16 protein-coding genes are annotated in these 16295 nt (G+C 66.7%); 10 read left to right on the top strand and 6 right to left on the bottom strand.

All coding sequences use genetic code 11. The features are described 5' to 3' along the window. Positions 1-106 precede the first annotated feature (106 nt). Both purB and ACP16H_RS02805 read right to left on the bottom strand, forming a co-directional pair. The gene (gene purB / locus ACP16H_RS02810) at positions 107-1414 is read right to left on the bottom strand and encodes an adenylosuccinate lyase (RefSeq protein ID WP_425070714.1); all 1308 of its coding nucleotides are present in this window, start codon (positions 1412-1414) and stop codon (positions 107-109) included. Between the two features lie 103 nt (positions 1415-1517). Continuing rightward, the gene (locus ACP16H_RS02805; protein ID WP_425070713.1) at positions 1518-1850 is read right to left on the bottom strand and encodes a hypothetical protein; all 333 of its coding nucleotides are present in this window, start codon (positions 1848-1850) and stop codon (positions 1518-1520) included. Positions 1851-1911: 61 nt separating this feature from the next. On the opposite strand from ACP16H_RS02805, the gene ACP16H_RS02800 reads away from it, so the two are divergent. The 5 genes from ACP16H_RS02800 to mltG all read left to right on the top strand — a co-directional run bounded on the left by ACP16H_RS02800 (position 1912) and on the right by mltG (position 7525). After that, complete coding sequence (locus ACP16H_RS02800) at positions 1912-2313, top strand: DUF6314 family protein (protein WP_425070712.1); 402 nt, start codon at positions 1912-1914, stop codon at positions 2311-2313. A gap of 154 nt (positions 2314-2467) precedes the next feature. Next, the gene (locus tag ACP16H_RS02795; protein ID WP_425070711.1) at positions 2468-3769 is read left to right on the top strand and encodes a DUF3422 family protein; all 1302 of its coding nucleotides are present in this window, start codon (positions 2468-2470) and stop codon (positions 3767-3769) included. A 54-nt stretch (positions 3770-3823) separates the two neighbouring features. Then, entirely contained in the window at positions 3824-4636 is an 813-nt protein-coding gene (locus ACP16H_RS02790; protein WP_425070710.1) for a glycosyl transferase, read from the top strand. Between the two features lie 377 nt (positions 4637-5013). Continuing rightward, positions 5014-6276 (top strand): beta-ketoacyl-ACP synthase II, encoded by a 1263-nt coding sequence (gene fabF / locus ACP16H_RS02785; protein ID WP_425070709.1) that lies wholly within the window; start codon positions 5014-5016, stop codon positions 6274-6276. Between the two features lie 94 nt (positions 6277-6370). After that, positions 6371-7525 carry an endolytic transglycosylase MltG gene (gene mltG / locus ACP16H_RS02780; protein ID WP_425070708.1) on the top strand — a complete coding sequence of 385 codons (1155 nt, stop codon included), beginning with the start codon at positions 6371-6373 and terminating at the stop codon, positions 7523-7525. A gap of 214 nt (positions 7526-7739) precedes the next feature. Here the strand turns inward: mltG and ACP16H_RS02775 are convergent, their stop codons facing one another. After that, positions 7740-8429, bottom strand: coding sequence for an alpha/beta hydrolase (locus ACP16H_RS02775; RefSeq protein WP_425070707.1), 690 nt, complete (start codon positions 8427-8429; stop codon positions 7740-7742). Continuing rightward, positions 8426-8767 carry an MmcQ/YjbR family DNA-binding protein gene (locus ACP16H_RS02770; protein WP_425070706.1) on the bottom strand — a complete coding sequence of 114 codons (342 nt, stop codon included), beginning with the start codon at positions 8765-8767 and terminating at the stop codon, positions 8426-8428. Before ACP16H_RS02770 ends, ACP16H_RS02775 begins: the two co-directional genes overlap by 4 nt. Positions 8768-8953: 186 nt before the next feature. Here ACP16H_RS02770 and cysS point away from each other — a divergent pair, with 186 nt between their 5' ends. The 4 genes from cysS (at position 8954) to ACP16H_RS02750 (ending at position 13553) form a co-directional block, all read left to right on the top strand. Continuing rightward, positions 8954-10327: a cysteine--tRNA ligase gene (cysS, locus tag ACP16H_RS02765; protein WP_425070705.1), complete on the top strand. Its 1374-nt coding sequence runs from the start codon at positions 8954-8956 to the stop codon at positions 10325-10327. A 135-nt stretch (positions 10328-10462) separates the two neighbouring features. After that, positions 10463-12079: a citramalate synthase gene (cimA, locus tag ACP16H_RS02760; RefSeq protein WP_425070704.1), complete on the top strand. Its 1617-nt coding sequence runs from the start codon at positions 10463-10465 to the stop codon at positions 12077-12079. Beyond that, entirely contained in the window at positions 12079-12795 is a 717-nt protein-coding gene (locus ACP16H_RS02755) for a class I SAM-dependent methyltransferase (protein WP_425070703.1), read from the top strand. The genes cimA and ACP16H_RS02755 overlap by 1 nt, the downstream gene beginning before the upstream one ends. After that, positions 12792-13553, top strand: a complete 762-nt coding sequence (locus tag ACP16H_RS02750) for a squalene/phytoene synthase family protein (RefSeq protein WP_425070702.1) — start codon at positions 12792-12794, stop codon at positions 13551-13553. Before ACP16H_RS02755 ends, ACP16H_RS02750 begins: the two co-directional genes overlap by 4 nt. Here the strand turns inward: ACP16H_RS02750 and ACP16H_RS02745 are convergent. After that, positions 13550-14221: a hypothetical protein gene (locus ACP16H_RS02745; RefSeq protein WP_425070701.1), complete on the bottom strand. Its 672-nt coding sequence runs from the start codon at positions 14219-14221 to the stop codon at positions 13550-13552. The genes ACP16H_RS02750 and ACP16H_RS02745 overlap by 4 nt on opposite strands. 7 nt (positions 14222-14228) lie before the next feature. Next, on the bottom strand, positions 14229-15437 hold the full coding sequence (locus ACP16H_RS02740; RefSeq protein ID WP_425070700.1) for an MFS transporter: 1209 nt from the start codon (positions 15435-15437) through the stop codon (positions 14229-14231). A gap of 216 nt (positions 15438-15653) precedes the next feature. On the opposite strand from ACP16H_RS02740, the gene ACP16H_RS02735 reads away from it, so the two are divergent. After that, positions 15654-16286 (top strand): DNA-3-methyladenine glycosylase family protein, encoded by a 633-nt coding sequence (locus tag ACP16H_RS02735; RefSeq protein WP_425070699.1) that lies wholly within the window; start codon positions 15654-15656, stop codon positions 16284-16286. The last annotated feature ends 9 nt before the right edge of the window (positions 16287-16295 follow it).

Raw genomic sequence — 16295 nt, 5'->3', positions numbered from 1 at the left:
GAGCCCCGTCGTGCAAGGCACGAAAGATTGCTGAACGGGGCTTTGCCCCTGTTTGCGCGCGGCCCCAAGGCCGCGCGCGGGTCGTTTTGGCGGCGCCAAAACGAAATCACTCTTCGTGGAACACCCGGGCAAAAATCGTGTCGACGTGCTTGGTGTGGTAGCCAAGATCGAACTTCTCGTTGATCTCTTCCTCGGACAGGGCGGCGCGCACTTCCTCGTCGGCCAGCAGCTCTTCGCGGAAGTCGGTGCGGTGATCCCAGACCTTCATGGCGTTGCGCTGCACCAGTCGGTAGGCGTCCTCGCGCGACACGCCCGCCTGCGTCAGCGCCAGCAGCACGCGCTGCGACATGACCAGACCCGGGAACTTGTTCATGTTGGCCAGCATGTTCTCGGGGTAGACCAGCAGCTTGTCGATGACGCCCGTCAGGCGCGACAGGGCAAAGTCCAGCGTGATGGTGGTGTCCGGGCCGATGTTGCGCTCGACCGAGGAGTGCGAAATGTCGCGCTCGTGCCAGAGCGCCACGTTTTCCATTGCCGGGACCACCGCCATGCGCACCAGACGCGCGAGGCCGGTCAGGTTCTCGGTCAGAACCGGGTTCTTCTTGTGCGGCATGGCGCTCGAACCCTTCTGCCCCATGGAGAAGAATTCCGCCGCTTCCAGCACCTCGGTGCGCTGCATGTGGCGGATCTCGATGGCGATGTTCTCGATCGACGAGGCGATCACGCCCAGCGTGGCAAAGAAGGCCGCGTGGCGGTCGCGCGGGATGACCTGGGTCGAGATCGGCTCTGGCACGAGGCCCAGCTGGTCGCAGACGTGTTCCTCGACGCGCGGGTCGATGTTGGCGAAGGTACCGACGGCGCCGGAAATCGCGCCAGTGGCGATCTCGGCGCGGGCATCGCGCATCCGCGACAGGTTGCGGTCCATCTCGGCGAAAAAGCGCGCGAAGGTCAGGCCCATGGTGGTGGGTTCCGCGTGGATGCCGTGCGAGCGGCCGATGCGGATGGTGTCCTTGTGCTCGTAGGCGCGACGCTTGAGCGCAGCCAGCAGGCCCTCGATGTCCTTGATGAGGATGTCCGACGCCCGCACCAGCTGCACGTTTAAGCAGGTGTCCAGCACGTCCGACGAGGTCATGCCCTGATGCACGAAACGCGCCTCTTCGGAGCCGACGTGTTCGGCGAGGTGGGTGAGGAAAGCGATGACGTCATGCTTGGTCACGGCCTCGATCTCGTCGATGCGGGCCACGTCGAATTCCACGTCCTTGGCCTTCCAGACCGCTTCGGCGTTCTCCTTCGGAATCACGCCCAGATCGGCCATGGCGTCGCAGGCGTGGGCCTCGATCTCGTACCAGATGCGGAACTTGGTCTCGGGCGACCAGATGGCGACCATCTCGGGACGGGAGTAACGGGGAATCATGGCGGGGCCTCCTGCGCGTATACGGGTTCGCGCGCCCTTTACGGTGTCGGGGCGTCAGGCTCAAGGTGAAGGGGCAGGGCGCGACGATCCGCGCCCGTATGAGTCAGTGCGAAAGGCGCGCGCGCAGGGCACGGATGCCGAGGGTCAGGGTGAGCAGGGCGTAGAGCGCCGCGGCGGCGACCGTGGCCAGCAGCCCGGCCGCCGTCAGGATTTCGGCGACGTCCGTCGAGAGGCCGCGGCAGTTGCGGTAGCCGTAAAGGATGTTGCCGTCGCAGAGGGCGGGCATCGACAGAACGATCGCCATCCCGAAGAACCAGAGCGCCAACAGCCAGAGGCTGCCCAGTCGGTAGATCCGCCAGTGGGAGAGTTGCGACAGGGCCGCGAGGCCGAGGGGCGGGAGGACAATCAGGAACAGGATGAACAGCACTTCGGACATGGGTGGAACGCGGGCCTTTCGGATGGTAGCTGCGGGGCAGGCTAGGGGCATGGGGGCCGCGATGACAAGGCAGTTGGCGGATTTCATCGGCAAATGGCGCATCACGCGCGAGATCACCCATGCGGATGGTGCGCGCGCCAGTTTTGCCGGCGTGGCGGAGTGGCTGCCGTCGGAGGGATGGGCCGACTACGTCGAGCGCGGCGTGCTGGACATGGGGACGGCGCGGTTCAACGCCGAGCGGCGGTATCGCTGGACTGACGATCTGGACGTGTATTTCGACGACGGGCGGTTCTTTCACGCCGTGCCGCAGTGCGGCGGAGACGCGGCGCATTGGTGTGATCCGGACCAATACGATGTCACCTATGATTTCACCCGCTGGCCCGAGTGGACAGCCCGCTGGCAGGTGCGCGGCCCGCGCAAGGACTATGTGATGGTGTCGGTCTACACGCGCGACGCAGGGTAAGGGACTGTTTTGACGCCACTTTCCGCGCGGTGAACCAAAGCGTGCGGCTGTATACCGTCGTATTCTTGTAACGCCTTGAAATGGTTCATATAATCGTCTTTACTTTCATGCTGCAACGCGGCATCAACGGCTCTGACTTGTGGAGTATCCCGCCATGCCGCCGATCCAGGACCACCCGCTGCGCTACAAGCTGGCCAACGAGCTGCACGCGCGGCCGTTTCCGGCGCTGACCTCGCCCTGTCGCGCGGTCTATCTGGCGATCAAGCAGCCCAAGGACGCGGCGGCGCGGGACCGGGAACAGGATCTTGCGCATCTCAAGGATTTGCTGGACCGCCACGGCACCGCGCATCCCCAGCCCGGGGCCACGCATTTCAGCGCCCAGATCGGGCAGAACACGCTCAAGTGGGAACAGCACACCGAATTCGTGACCTACACGATCTTCCTGCCGGGGCTTGGCGAGCGGCCCTATGACCCGGCGGATTTCGAGGTCTTCCCGGACGCGTGGCTGAACAAACTGCCGGGCGTACGCATCACCTCGGCCATGATCCGGGTGGAGCGCCGCATCGACGACGAGGAAATCCGTCAGCGGCTGGAGGACTGGATGGTCCCCGAAAGCATCGCCGTCAGCGATGTGATCGACCACGAGGCGGTGATTGCCGGCGACTTTCGCATCGATACGGCGGGGCATCAGCGCTTTGCCGTCTTTGCCAAGTCCCACGTCGGCTCGCGCCGGATCGGGCGGATCGTGCAGCGCTTGTGTGAGATCGAGACCTACAAGGCCATGTCGATGCTGGGTTTCACCAAGGTGAAGGAAATCGGCGGGCGCATGGGCGAGCTGGACACGGAACTGACCCGGCTGATGCAGGTCATGACCGAAAGCGAGGGCGACGAGGAGGCGACGCTGAAGGCGCTGCTGAAGGCCTCGGCGGAGCTGGAAAACATCTCGGCCCGCGTGTCCTTCCGGCTTGGCGCGACGGAGGCCTACGAGGCCATCGTGATGCAGCGCATCGCGGTGCTGCGCGAGGAGCGGTTCCAGGGTCGGCAGACGTTCTCGGAATTCATGATGCGTCGGTACGATCCGGCGATGCGGACGGTGAAATCCTCGGCCCGGCGGCTGGAGCAGATGACCGCGCGGGCCACTCGCGCCGCCGACCTCCTGCGCACGCGGGTCGAGGTCGGGCGCTCGGCGCAGAACCAGCAGCTGCTGGAAAGCATGGACCGCCGCGCCGCGCTGCAACTGCAATTGCAACACACGGTCGAGGGGCTGTCGGTGGTGGCGATCAGCTACTACGCAGTCTCGCTTGCGGCCTATGCGCTGTACCCGCTGGCGGATGTGATCGGCCTGTCCAAGGGCATGCTGACCGCGCTGGTGGTGCCTCCGGTGGTGCTGGCGGTCTGGCTGATGATCCGCCGCATCCGCAACCACGCGGGCGGTGGCCACGGCCCGGACATGTGACGCCCGCGATTTTCCCGCTGGCGCAAGCGCCGGGGCGGCGCTAGGACACGCGCCATGACACAGGATACCACAAAGCCCGTCAACATCATGTGCATCAAGTGGGGCACGCTGTTTGGCCCCGAGTACGTGAACCGCCTCTACTCCGGCGTACGGCGCAACCTGTCGCGCCCGGTGCGCTTTCTGTGCATGACGGAACATGCCGAGGGGCTGCACCCGGACATCGAGGTGCTGGCGCTGCCGGTCGAACCCTTCGCCGAACCCATGGCGGCGGCGCTTGCGGTGGCGAACCGTCAGGGCGCGATGCGCAAGGTGTCGCTGTTCCGGCCCGGACTGGTGCCGGACCTCGATGGGCCGGTGCTGGGCTTCGACCTCGACGTGGTCATCACCGGCGCGCTGGACGAGATACACGACCTCGCGCCCGGCACTATCGCCATGCGCCACGACTGGACGGAAAAGCGCAAGGGCCGCCCCACCGGCCACGGCTCGGTCTTCCGCTTCGATCCGGCGGAACATGGGTTCCTCTACGAGGACCTCGCTGCACACCCCTACGAAGAAGTGGAAAAGGCCCGTGGCTCGGAACAGCGCTACACCTCGCACAAGGCGATGGATCGCGGTTGCTTCACCTATATTCCCGAGCCTTGGGTGGTCTCGTTCAAATACGACTGCAACCCGTTCCCGCAGAACTGGCTGCGCCCGCCGCAACTGCCCGAGGACGCCCGCGTCGTCTGCTTTCACGGCCGGCCCAAGATGACCGACGCGCTGACCGGCTGGAACGGCTCCTTCATCCGCCACTCGAAACCCTGTGACTGGCTGCAAGAGTACTGGATCGACCGCACGGCGGCAGACCTCGGCCCGGATTGGGCCTGACTTGACCTGACTTGGCCAGACGCAACCAAGCCTCCTTCCATCCCACGTCGCGATAGCGCGCCGGACGTCCCCTTCATCTTGATCCAAATACCCTCGGAGGCCCGGAGGCAGAGCCTCCGGCGGCGCGAGGCGTCAGCCGAGTGCCGGTCGCCGGAGCGAAGCACAGGCGAATCCTTCAAGACCGGTCGCCTGAGCGTAGCGAAGGCGAAATAAACCGAAGCCGTCGCCTGAGCGTAGCGAAGGCGAAACACCCCTGACAGGGCGCCAAGGCGAAGCGACCGCGAAACCCCCTCCCATCGCCGAACGCCCAAACCCTTGCCCCTCCCCGGGGTTGCGCTGTATGAGCATCGCGACAAATGAAAGAGGAGAGCAGCGTCATGGCACGTCGCGTCGTCGTCACTGGCCTTGGATTGGTCACGCCGCTGGCCAATGGTGTGGAAGAAACCTGGAGCCGCCTTCTGGCCGGCCATTCGGGTGCGGGCACCATCAGCCGCTGGGATGCCAGCCACCTGGCGACGAATTACGCCTGCGAAGTGCCCTTTGGCGATGGCTCGGACGGGACGTTCAATCCCGACGAGTACATGGACAAGAAGGAACAGCGCAAGGTCGACACCTTCATCGTCTTCGGCATCGCCGCCGCAACGCAGGCGGTGAAGGATGCGGGCTGGATGCCGACCGACGAGGCGGATCTGGAACGCACGGGCGTGCTGATCGGCTCGGGCATCGGCGGGCTGGCGTCCATCGCGGACACGGCTGTCCTCATCAAGGAGAAGGGCCCGCGCCGCGTGTCGCCGTTCTTCATCCCCGGCGCGCTCATCAACCTGATCTCGGGCAACGTGTCGATCAAGTTCGGCTTCAAGGGCCCGAACCATTCGGTCGTCACCGCCTGTTCGACCGGCGCGCATGCCATTGGCGATGCGGCGCGGCTGATTAAATACGGCGATGCGGACGTCATGATCGCGGGCGGCGCCGAGGGCGCGATCTGCGAGATCGGCATCGCGGGCTTCAACGCCTGCAAGGCGCTGTCCACCAAGCGCACCGACGAGCCGACCAAGGCAAGCCGCCCCTATGACGCCGACCGTGACGGTTTTGTCATGGGCGAGGGCGCGGGCGTCGTGGTGCTGGAGGAATACGAACACGCCAAGGCGCGCGGTGCCAAGATCTATGCCGAGGTCTGCGGTTACGGTCTGACCGGTGATGCCTACCACATCACCGCCCCGTCCGAGACCGGTGAGGGTGGCGAACGCTCCATGCGCGCCGCGCTGAAGGACGCGGGCATCGACGCGCCGCAGCTGGATTACATCAACGCGCATGGCACCTCGACCATGGCGGACACCATCGAACTGGGCGCGGTCGAACGGCTGCTGGGCGATGCGGCGTCGAAGGTCACCATGTCCTCGACCAAGTCGATGACCGGGCACCTGCTGGGCGCGGCGGGCGCGATCGAGGCGATCTTCTCGATCCTCGCGATCCGCGACCAGGTGGCGCCGCCGACGATCAACCTCGACAACCCGGCGGTCGAGACCAAGATCGACCTGGCGCCCAACGTCAAACGCGAGCGGTCCATTGCCTATGCGCTGTCGAACAGCTTTGGTTTCGGCGGCACAAATGCCAGTGTGATCTTCGGCAAGGTCGACTGAGCGGTCTTGCCGCGCGCAAACCGATATGCCCGTTTAAGGGCAAGAGCAGGCGGCCTCGGGCAAACCCCGGGGCCAAAGTACAAGGGCTGATACCATGTGGCGCAGCATCGCCTCCAACGCGCTGACCCTGCTGGTCGTCGCGATGTTCCTCTTTGGCGGGATCCTGTTGTGGGCCCGCGGTGAATACGCGGCGGACGGGCCTTTGGCGGCGCCGATCTGCCTCGAGGTGCCGCGCGGGTCCAGCATGAAGCGCGTGTCCGAGAGCCTTGCATCGCAGGGCGCCGTGAAAAGCGCCATGATGTTCCGCCTCGGTGCGGATTACACCGACAAGACCCAAAGCCTGAAGGCGGGGTCGTATCTCATCCCCGAAGGGTCTTCGATGGCGGAGATCACCGATGTCATCACCCGCGGCGGCGCGTCGACCTGCGGCACCGAGGTGGTCTATCGCATCGGCATCACCCGCGCGACGGTGCAGGTGCGCCAGATCGATCCGGCGACGGGCCGCTACGAGACGCAGGCGCAGTTCGATCCGGCAGAGGAAGCGGCTCCGGCGGAGTACACCAGCGTTCGTGACGCGGCGGACACGCGCTATCGCGTGGCGCTGGCCGAGGGCGTGACCAGCTGGCAGGTGGTGCAGGAGTTGAACGCGCTGGATGTTCTGGACGGCAGTGTTGCGGTGCCGACCGAGGGCAGCCTTGCCCCCGACAGCTACGAGATCACGCCGGGCGACACCCGCGCCAGCGTGATCGAGCGGATGCAGCGCGCGCAGGAGGTCATCCTCGCCGAGGCCTGGGCCAATCGCGCCGATGGCTTGCCGCTCGAGACCCCGGAGGAGGCGCTGATCCTCGCCTCGATCATCGAGAAGGAAACCGGCAATGCCGAGGAGCGCGGGCTGGTGGCCTCGGTCTTTACCAACCGTCTGGAAAAGGGCATCCGCCTGCAGACGGACCCGACGGTCATCTACGGTGTGACCGAGGGCAAGGGCGTGCTGGGGCGCGGCTTGCGGCAGTCGGAACTGCGCAAGGAAACGCCGTGGAACACCTACGTCATCAACGGCCTGCCGCCGACCCCGATTGCCAACCCCGGCCGCGCGTCCATTCAGGCGGCGCTGAACCCGGACGCGACCGACTTCGTCTATTTCGTCGCCAAGACTTTGGACCCGGCAGACGGCCACCTGTTTGCCGAGACGCTGGACGAGCACAACCGCAACGTGGCGGCCTATCGCAAGCTGGAGGCCGAGCGCCAGTAACAGGTGTGGCAGGTGGGGGCGTCGCGCCAGAGGCGCGCACTTTGACACCCCCCGCCGCTCCTGCGGAGCGCCACCCCCGAGGGAATTTAAGAAACCAAAGAAGCAGGGGCGCGCGTTCCTGCTTCTTTGGTTTGAAAATACCTTGGGGGCCGGGGGGCAAAGCCCCCGTCATGCGGAGCATGACAAATGAGGCGATCCTGGCAAAGCCCCCCGTTTAAAGCGTGCAGGCGGCGAGGGTTGTGTAGTGGCCAAGGCCATCGTGCCGGTGCAATGTAGCGTCGGGCAGGTGTGCTGCGAGGGCTTCGGCCATGTCGAAAGGCGCCCATCGGTCGGCGGTGCCGTGGTGCAGGGTGACCGGGCAGCGCACGTGGGCGAGGTGTTTTGCCCAAGGAGCCACGTAGGCCGCGATCTCGCGCAGGTAGGGGGCGCGGTTGTGGGTGAGACCTTCGGTGACGGCGGCGCGGATGGTGGGGCCGTGGGTCGCATCGGCCATCAGCGCGGCGTCGGCGGGGTCGGTGTCGCGGGCGAGCATCTTCAGCAGCAGGCCGGGAGACAGGCGGGCGAGGGCGCTTTGCACCGTGGTCAGGGCGTTCAGGCGGGCGTGGCTGTGGGCGAGGCGAAAGACCGGCGCCCCCGCCATGCGGGGCAGGAAGTCGCCCAGTTCCAGCGGTGCGGCGGCGGAGATCAACGTCAGCCGCGCGACTTTGTCCGGCGCGAGGGCGGCGAGGCGCAGGGCGCAGGCGGCACCGAGCGAGAAGGCCACGAGGTGCAGCGGTTCGTCGGGCAGGATGAGCGCGAGTTGCGCAAAGCTCGGTTGATCCCGGTCGAGCGTGTCGAAGGACCAGCCGGGCAGGTGCTGTTCCGCGCCGCTGCCCGGCAGGCCGTGGAGGTAGAGGGTTTTCATGGTTCCAGCGCCACGCGGGTTTTCTTTGGGAGTTTCGAGACGATCAGGTCGTAGGAGGTGCGGATGCGGTGGGCGAGGTCCTCGGGCGTGGCCATGTCCCACGGCACCAACACCCAGGAGGCGTGGAAGTAGGGGGCCTTGACCGCTTTGCCCATGTCGATGAGCAGTTGCGCGTCCTCTGGCGAGGCGGTTTTCACGCTGAGGCCGAGGTTCTTCGCGCCGACCACGGCGAACATCTTGCCGCCGACCTTCCACGCATCGTGGCCGTCGCCCCAAGGGTCTGAGACTTCGGCGCCGGGAAGGCGCGCGCAGATGGCGTTGACGGTTTCTCGGGTCATGTGGCCTCCGGTGTCATGGAGAGGCTAGGCGGGCGGCGCGAAACATGCTAGGGGCGATGACATGACCCGTAACGCAATCATCATTTGCTGCATTATCCGCTGACCCTTTCGGCGGACCGGTCTTCTATTCCCTCTCAGAGTTGAAGTTGCTAAGTCCGCCGCGAGCAAACGCTTGAGGACCGACCGATGGACATACGCCTGACGAATTCGAAGACCCGCAAGAAAGAGGTTTTCGAGCCGATCGACCCGCAAAACGTGCGGATGTATGTCTGTGGGCCGACGGTCTATGACCGGGCGCATATCGGCAACGCGCGGCCGGCCATCGTCTTTGACCTTCTGGCGCGGCTGTTGCGGCATGTCTACGGGGCGGAGCATGTGACCTACGTGCGCAACTTCACCGACGTGGATGACAAGATCAACGCGCGGGCGTCGGAGTCCGGGCGGTCCATTGCCGAGATCACCGCCGAGACGACGCAGTGGTACCTTGACGACATGGGCGCGGTGGGCGTGCTGGAACCCGACGAGATGCCGCGCGCCACGGCTTTTATCGCCGAGATGATCGCCATGATCGAGGAGCTGATCGCCAAAGGCTTTGCCTATGCCAAGGAGGGCCACGTGCTGTTCCGAGTCCGCGAGTACGCGGCTTACGGGCGGCTGTCGGGGCGGTCGGTCGATGACATGATCGCGGGGGCGCGGGTCGAGGTGGCGCCCTTCAAGGAGGACCCGATGGATTTCGTGCTGTGGAAGCCGTCGGAGGCGGGCGTGCCGGGGTGGGACTCGCCATGGGGGCGGGGGCGTCCCGGCTGGCATATCGAATGCTCGGCCATGTCCAAGGCGCTCTTGGGAGATGTGTTCGACATTCACGGCGGCGGCAATGACCTGTTGTTCCCGCACCACGAGAACGAGATCGCGCAGTCGTGCTGTGCAAACGGCACTGAGCAGATGGCGCGCTTCTGGCTGCACAACGAGATGTTGCAGGTGGAGGGGAAGAAGATGTCCAAGTCGCTTGGCAACTTCTTTACCGTGCGGGATTTGCTGGACGGGCATGACGGGATGCCGGGGGTACCGGGCGAGGTGATCCGTTTCGTCATGCTGTCGACGCATTACCGCAAGCCGATGGACTGGACCGCCGAGAAGGCGCGCGAGGCGGGAGCGACCTTGCGCAAGTGGTACGGGATGGTCGACGGGGTTGCCGCTGGCGAGGCCGATGGGCTGGTTGCGGCGCTGGCAGATGATCTGAACTCGTCCGGAGCGATTGCCGAGTTGCACCGCATGGCGGGGGCCGGGGATGTGGCGGGCCTGCGGTTCGGGATGGAGTTGCTGGGGTTCCTCGACGGTGGCGTGCCGGACTGGGTGGCGGGGCCGCAGGTGGACCTGTCGGCTTACGTCGAGCGCATGGTCGCGGCGCGGGCGGCGGCGATGGAGAGCAAGGATTTCTCGGGCGTGGATGCGTTGAAGCAGGCGCTGATCGCCGCCGGGGTCGAGGTGCGCATGTCGAAGGCCGGGGTCGAGCTGGTTCCGGGGCCGGGATTCGACGCGGCTGCGTTGGAGAAGGTCTGATGGCGGAGTGTCCGGCTGAGAGGCCGGGGGCGCTGCCCCCGGACCCCCGGTCGCGCCGGGGGCGCGCCAAAGGTGAGTATTTGAACCAAGAAGAAGCGGGGGGCGCAGCGCGCCGTCGTGAGGGGGGATGCCGCGATGGGGCGTGAGAGGCTTTGGTTGTATGACACCACGTTGCGGGACGGGCAGCAGACGCAGGGGGTGCAGTTTTCCACCGCCGAGAAGCTGAAGATCGCGGCGGCGCTGGATGCGCTTGGCGTGGATCACATCGAGGGCGGCTGGCCCGGGGCGAACCCGACGGACTCGGCGTTCTTTGCCGAGGTGGGGCGGACGCGGGCCGTGATGACGGCCTTTGGCATGACCAAGCGGGCGGGGTATTCCGCCGAGAACGACGATGTGCTGGCGGCGGTGATGAACGCGGGCACGGCGGCGGTCTGCCTCGTGGGGAAATCGCATGACTTCCATGTGACCACGGCGCTGGGGATCACGCTGGAGGAGAATGTCGGGAACATCGGGGCCTCGGTCGCGCATGTCGTGGCGTCGGGGCGCGAGGCGCTGTTCGATGCCGAGCATTTCTTTGACGGATACAAGGCGAACCCGGAGTATGCGCTGACTTGTTTAAGGGCGGCGCTGGAGGCGGGGGCGCGCTGGGTGGTGTTGTGTGACACCAACGGGGGCACCCTGCCGCAAGAGATCGGGCGGATCGTGGCGGAGGTGATCGCGTCCGGTGTCCCGGGGGATCGCGTCGGCATCCATACGCACAACGATACCGAGATGGCGGTGGCGGGGTCCTTGGCGGCGGTCGATGCGGGGGCACGGCAGATCCAGGGGACCTTGAACGGTCTGGGTGAGCGCTGCGGCAATGCCAACCTGACGGCGATCATCCCGACGCTGTTGTTGAAGGAGCCTTATGCGAGCCGGTTCGAGACCGGGGTGACGCAGGAGGCTCTGGAGGGGCTGACGCGGGTCAGCCGGATGCTGGACGATGTGTTGAACCGGGTGCCGATGAAGCAGGTGGCTTACGTGGGGGCCTCGGCCTTTGCCCACAAGGCGGGCTTGCACGCGAGCGCGATCCTGAAGGACCCCACGACTTATGAGCATGTCGATCCGGCGCTGGTGGGCAACCGTCGCGTGATCCCCATGTCGAACCAGGCGGGGCAGTCGAACCTGCGGCGGCGTCTGGCGGAGGCGGGGCTGGAGGTGCAGCCCGGTGATCCGGCGCTGGCGCGCATCCTTGAACGGGTGAAGGCGCGCGAGGCGGAGGGGTATTCCTACGACACGGCGCAGGCGTCGTTCGAGTTGCTGGCACGGGACGAGCTGGGCTGCCTGCCGGAGTTCTTCGAGGTGAAGCGCTACCGGGTGACGGTGGAGCGGCGCAAGAACAAGTACGACCGGATGGTCAGCCTGTCCGAGGCGGTCGTGGTGGTCAAGGTCGATGGCGAGAAGAAGCTGTCGGTCTCCGAATCCATGGATGAGGAGGGCAATGATCGGGGGCCGGTGAACGCCCTGTCCAAGGCGCTGGCGAAGGACCTCGGGTCCTACCAGCACCTGATCGAGGACATGCGGCTGGTGGACTTCAAGGTGCGCATCACGCAGGGCGGCACCGAGGCGGTGACGCGGGTCATCATCGACAGCGAGGATTCGTCGGGGCGGCGCTGGGCCACGGTGGGTGTGTCGGCAAACATAGTGGATGCGTCCTTCGAGGCGCTGCTGGACGCAGTGCGCTGGAAGCTGGTGCGCGCGGGGGCCGCGTGATGGACGACCCGCAGGCCTGGGACGCCTTCCTGACATTGCATCGCGGGCTGGACCGCGAGGGGCCGGGCACGCCGGAGGATGTGGCTTGGGCCTTTGCCTTGGGCGAGGTCGCGGCGGATGCGCGGGTTTGCGATGTGGGCAGCGGTCCGGGGGGCGACATGGCGGCGCTGTTGCAGGCCGTGCCGGAGGGACGCGTGGTGGCGGTGGATGCCGTGCCGTCTTTCGTGTCGGAGGCACGCGCGCGGTTCGCGAATGAGCCGAGGGTCGAGGTGATCCAAGGCGACATGGCGGCGCTGCCGGGGCCTTTCGATGCGATCTGGTGCGCCGGGGCGTTGTATTTCCTCGGGCTGGAGGAGGGGCCGCGCGCCATGGCGGGGGCCTTGCGTCCGCGCGGCATGCTGGCGTTCTCGGAGCCCTGCGTCTGGGGCGAAGGCTCGGAGGGCGCGGCGGCGCTGTTCGAAGGTTACCCGGCACGGGACGAGGCCGGGATACGGGCGGCCGTGGAGGCGGCGGGGTTTGACGTGCTGGGCACGCGGCGGGTGCCGGACGCCGGATGGGAGGCCTATTTCGCGGGTGTTGAGGCGCGGGCGCAGGCGCTGGAACCGGCGGAGGGCGCACTGGCCGAGGTCATTGCCGCGCAGCGTTCCGAGGCAGAGACCTGGCGTCGGTACAAGGACGAGACCGGCTATCTTCTGGTCGTGGCGAGGCTGCGATGATCGTCGAGGGATCGGACCTCTGGGCCTGCGCGCAGATCGTCGAGAAGGGCGACCCGGAGCGGTTCCGCGCGGCCATGGCCTCGGCGGTGGAAGCGCGGGCGCGGTTGTTCCCGCTCTATGCCTTCAACGTCGAGGTGGCGCGTGCGCCCTGGGTGACGGTCGAGCCGATGATCGCCGAGATGCGCCTGCAATGGTGGCGCGATGCGCTGGAAGAGATCGGCGCGGGCGGCGAGGTGCGGCGGCACGAGGTGGTGACGCCCTTGGCCGGGGTGCTGGATGCTGAGGGCGTTCGTCTGCTGGATGCGCTGATCGAGGCGCGGCGGGCGGATATCGAGAAGGCGCCGTTCGAGGATGCCGATGCCCTGTGGGTCTATCTGGAGGCGACGGGCGGGGGCCTGATGCAGGTGGCGGCGCGGGTTCTGGGCGATGCGGACGGGCGGCGGGCGCGGGCGCTGGGGACGGCCTACGGGCTGGCCAGTTACCTGCTGGCGGTGCCGGATCTGGTGGCGCGGGGCAAGCTGCCTTTGCCGGATGGTCGTCCGCGCGCGGTCGAGGCGCTGGCGCGGCGCGGGCTGGACTTGCTCGATCAGGCGAGGGGGTATCCCAAGGCGCCGAAGGCGGCGGTTTTGCCGGGCGCATTGGCCCTGCTTGTGTTGCGGCGGGCGGTGCAGGACCCGGAGCGGGTTGCCGACGGTGCGTTGATGCCGTCCGAGGCGATGCTGCGGTTCGCGCGGCTAAAGGCGGCGGTCTTCGGTTAGAGGTCCCGTTGCGCCTTGCGCAGCCAGTCGCGGCAGCGCGCGGGCAGTATCGCGTCGGCGGCATCGGGGGAGAGACCCTTGGCGTGCAGGAACTCGGCCAGCGCCACGGCGCGCGAGGGTTGGGTCATGTAGCCGGACCAGCCGGCCTCTTCCGCCGCGGCCATCTGGATCGCGCCGAAACCGGCGATGATGCAATGCAGGTCGGTGGCGAGTTCGTGCATCTGCCATCCGCCGGGCAGGTCGTCGACCACGGGGGCGAGGCGGGCGTGCATGACCTCGTGCACCATGGTGTTGATGAATCCCAGCGGGCGGCGCAACCCGCGCGGGCTGTACTGGATCACGGGGCTTTTGTCGTCGTGCAGGTAGGTGCCTGCGACCTCGGACATCTTGCCGTATTCGTGGGACAGTTCGTCCGGCAGTTCCGGTAGGGGCGCGAGGGTGAAGGTGTTGGGCTGCCCGGTAAGGCGGCAGATGTCGGCCAGAACCGCCTCGGCCATGAACTGGTCGCTGCCCTTGGCGGCGCGAAAGTGCTGGCGCGTGGGGGGGATGAGTTCGGCCTTTGACCACCAGTCGGGGCGGTTGGCCTGCACCCAGTCGAAATGCTCCTGTATCCAGGCCCAGAGGTCGTTGTCGATGATCGGCTTGCGCCGGAAGAAGGGCCAGATCATGCGCGGATCATGCCTCGTCCTTGGGGCGCAGCCAGAGCCAGATCAGCGCAGCACCGGCGAGAGCGAGGAATGGGGCCATGGCGAGGTTGACCGAAGTCCAGCCCTGCTGCGGCAGGCCGCCGGAACAGTTCATCAGCCCACCCGAGGCCAGCGAGGCAAAGGTCACCGCGCCAAAGACGATCAGGTCGTTGAGACCCTGCATGCGGCCACGCTCGTGTGCCTCGTGCGCGCCTGCCAGCATCGAGGTCGCGCCGATGAACCCGAAGTTCCAGCCGATGCCCAAAAGGACGAGGGCGATGAAGAACTGTTCCAGCTCAACGCCCGAGAGGCCCACGACGCCAGCGCCTGCAAGGATCACGAGGCCCGTTGCCATGATGCGTTCCACCCCGAAGCGCGCAATGAGGTGCCCGGTGAAGAAGCTGGGCGCGAACATGGCGAGGACGTGGGCAGTGACGACATTGGCGGCGTCGCCCTTTTCGAACCCGCAGCCGACGACGGCGAGGGGCGTCGAGGTCATAACGAGGTTCATCAGCGAATAGGACACGGCGGCGACGATGACGGCGACGGCGATGCGCGGGGTTTTCAGCAGCTCCAAGCGGCTGCGGCCCTTGGGCGCGTCCACGGCGGGGACGGGCGGTTTCGGGATGTCGAGGAAGAGGAACAGCACCGAGCCGATCACGTTCACTGCGATGACGGCGGCATAGGTGCCAAGGAAGGGGATCACGTAGGCGTCGGCGGTGACCTTGACCAGCTGCGGGCCGATGATGGCCGAGGCGAGGCCGCCCGCCATGACGTAGGAGATCGCCTTGGGCCGGAACGCGTCCGAGGCGCTGTCGGCGGCGGCGAAGCGGTAGAAGCCTTGGGCGGACATGTAGATGCCGGTGACCAGCGAGCCGAGGAGGAAGATCGGGAAGGAGGCTACGTAGAGGCCGTAGGCGCCGATGGCACCGCCCACGGCACCGGAGCCTGCGCCGAGGAAGAAGCCCGCGCGGCGGCCGTATTTCTGCATCATGTTCGACACCGGCGTGGCCGCCAGCATCGAGCCCAGAACGATCAGCGAGATCGGCAGGGTGGCGAAACAGGGGTTGGACGCAAGGCTTTGCCCCGCGAGGCCGCCGATGGTGAAGATCATCGGCATCTGCGCGCCCAAGATCGCCTGGGCGAGCACGAGCACGATCACGTTGCGGCGGGCGCGGGAGTCGGTCTGGCTTGTCATGGGCGAAGTGGTAGGAGCGGCAAAGGGGTATCGCAAGAGCAGAATATGTGTGGGGTACAATTGCGGGGTGCCTATCTGGCCCGGTGAGGGTTCTGAGCGGGTGTCACCGGGTTCGGGAAGGCGCAGGAAACGGGTTGCGCCCTGCGGCGAGGGGCTTGAGGTGAGGGGTTGTTTACGCGGCGCAGGCTGCGCACTGTGCGCGACAGGAGGAGTGGAATGACGGTTGGACGGATCATTCGTGGGGACGACTGCGTGGCGGAGGGCGCGGCGTGGCTGGCGGGGCGGGAGGCGCGCTTTGCCCGGGCTTTGGAGGTCGTGGGGCCTTTGCCGTTGCGGCTGCGGCCTGACGGGTTCGGGCAGCTCCTGAGCGCCATCGTCAGCCAGCAGGTCAGCGTCGCCTCGGCGCGGGCGATCTGGGCGCGGCTGGACGGCGCGGGGATGGTAACGCCCGGGGCCGTGGCCGGTGCCGGGGAGGAGGCGCTGCGGGCGCTGGGGTTGTCGCGGCAGAAGGCGGCCTATGCCTGTGCCTTGGCGGAGGCTGGTATAGATTTCAACGCCTTGCGCGAGATGCCGACCGACGGGGTAATCCGGCAGTTGGTGGCGGTGAAGGGGATAGGCGTCTGGACCGCCGAGATCTACACCATGTTCAGCCTTGGGCGCGCGGATGTGTTTGCGCCGGGCGACCTTGCGTTGCAGGAGGGGGCGCGGATGCTGTTTGCCCTGAAGGAGCGCCCCAAGGAAAAGGCATTGCGTACAATGGCCGAGGACTGGTCGCCCTGGCGGTCGGTGGCGGCGCGCATCCTCTGGGCCTATTACCATGTCGAGAAGAACCGCGAGGGGGTGGCCTGAGGGGCTGCT

The organism is Sagittula sp. S175, from assembly GCF_049800975.1.
GTDB lineage: Bacteria > Pseudomonadota > Alphaproteobacteria > Rhodobacterales > Rhodobacteraceae > Sagittula.
This window is presented reverse-complemented; position numbering and strand designations above follow the sequence as displayed.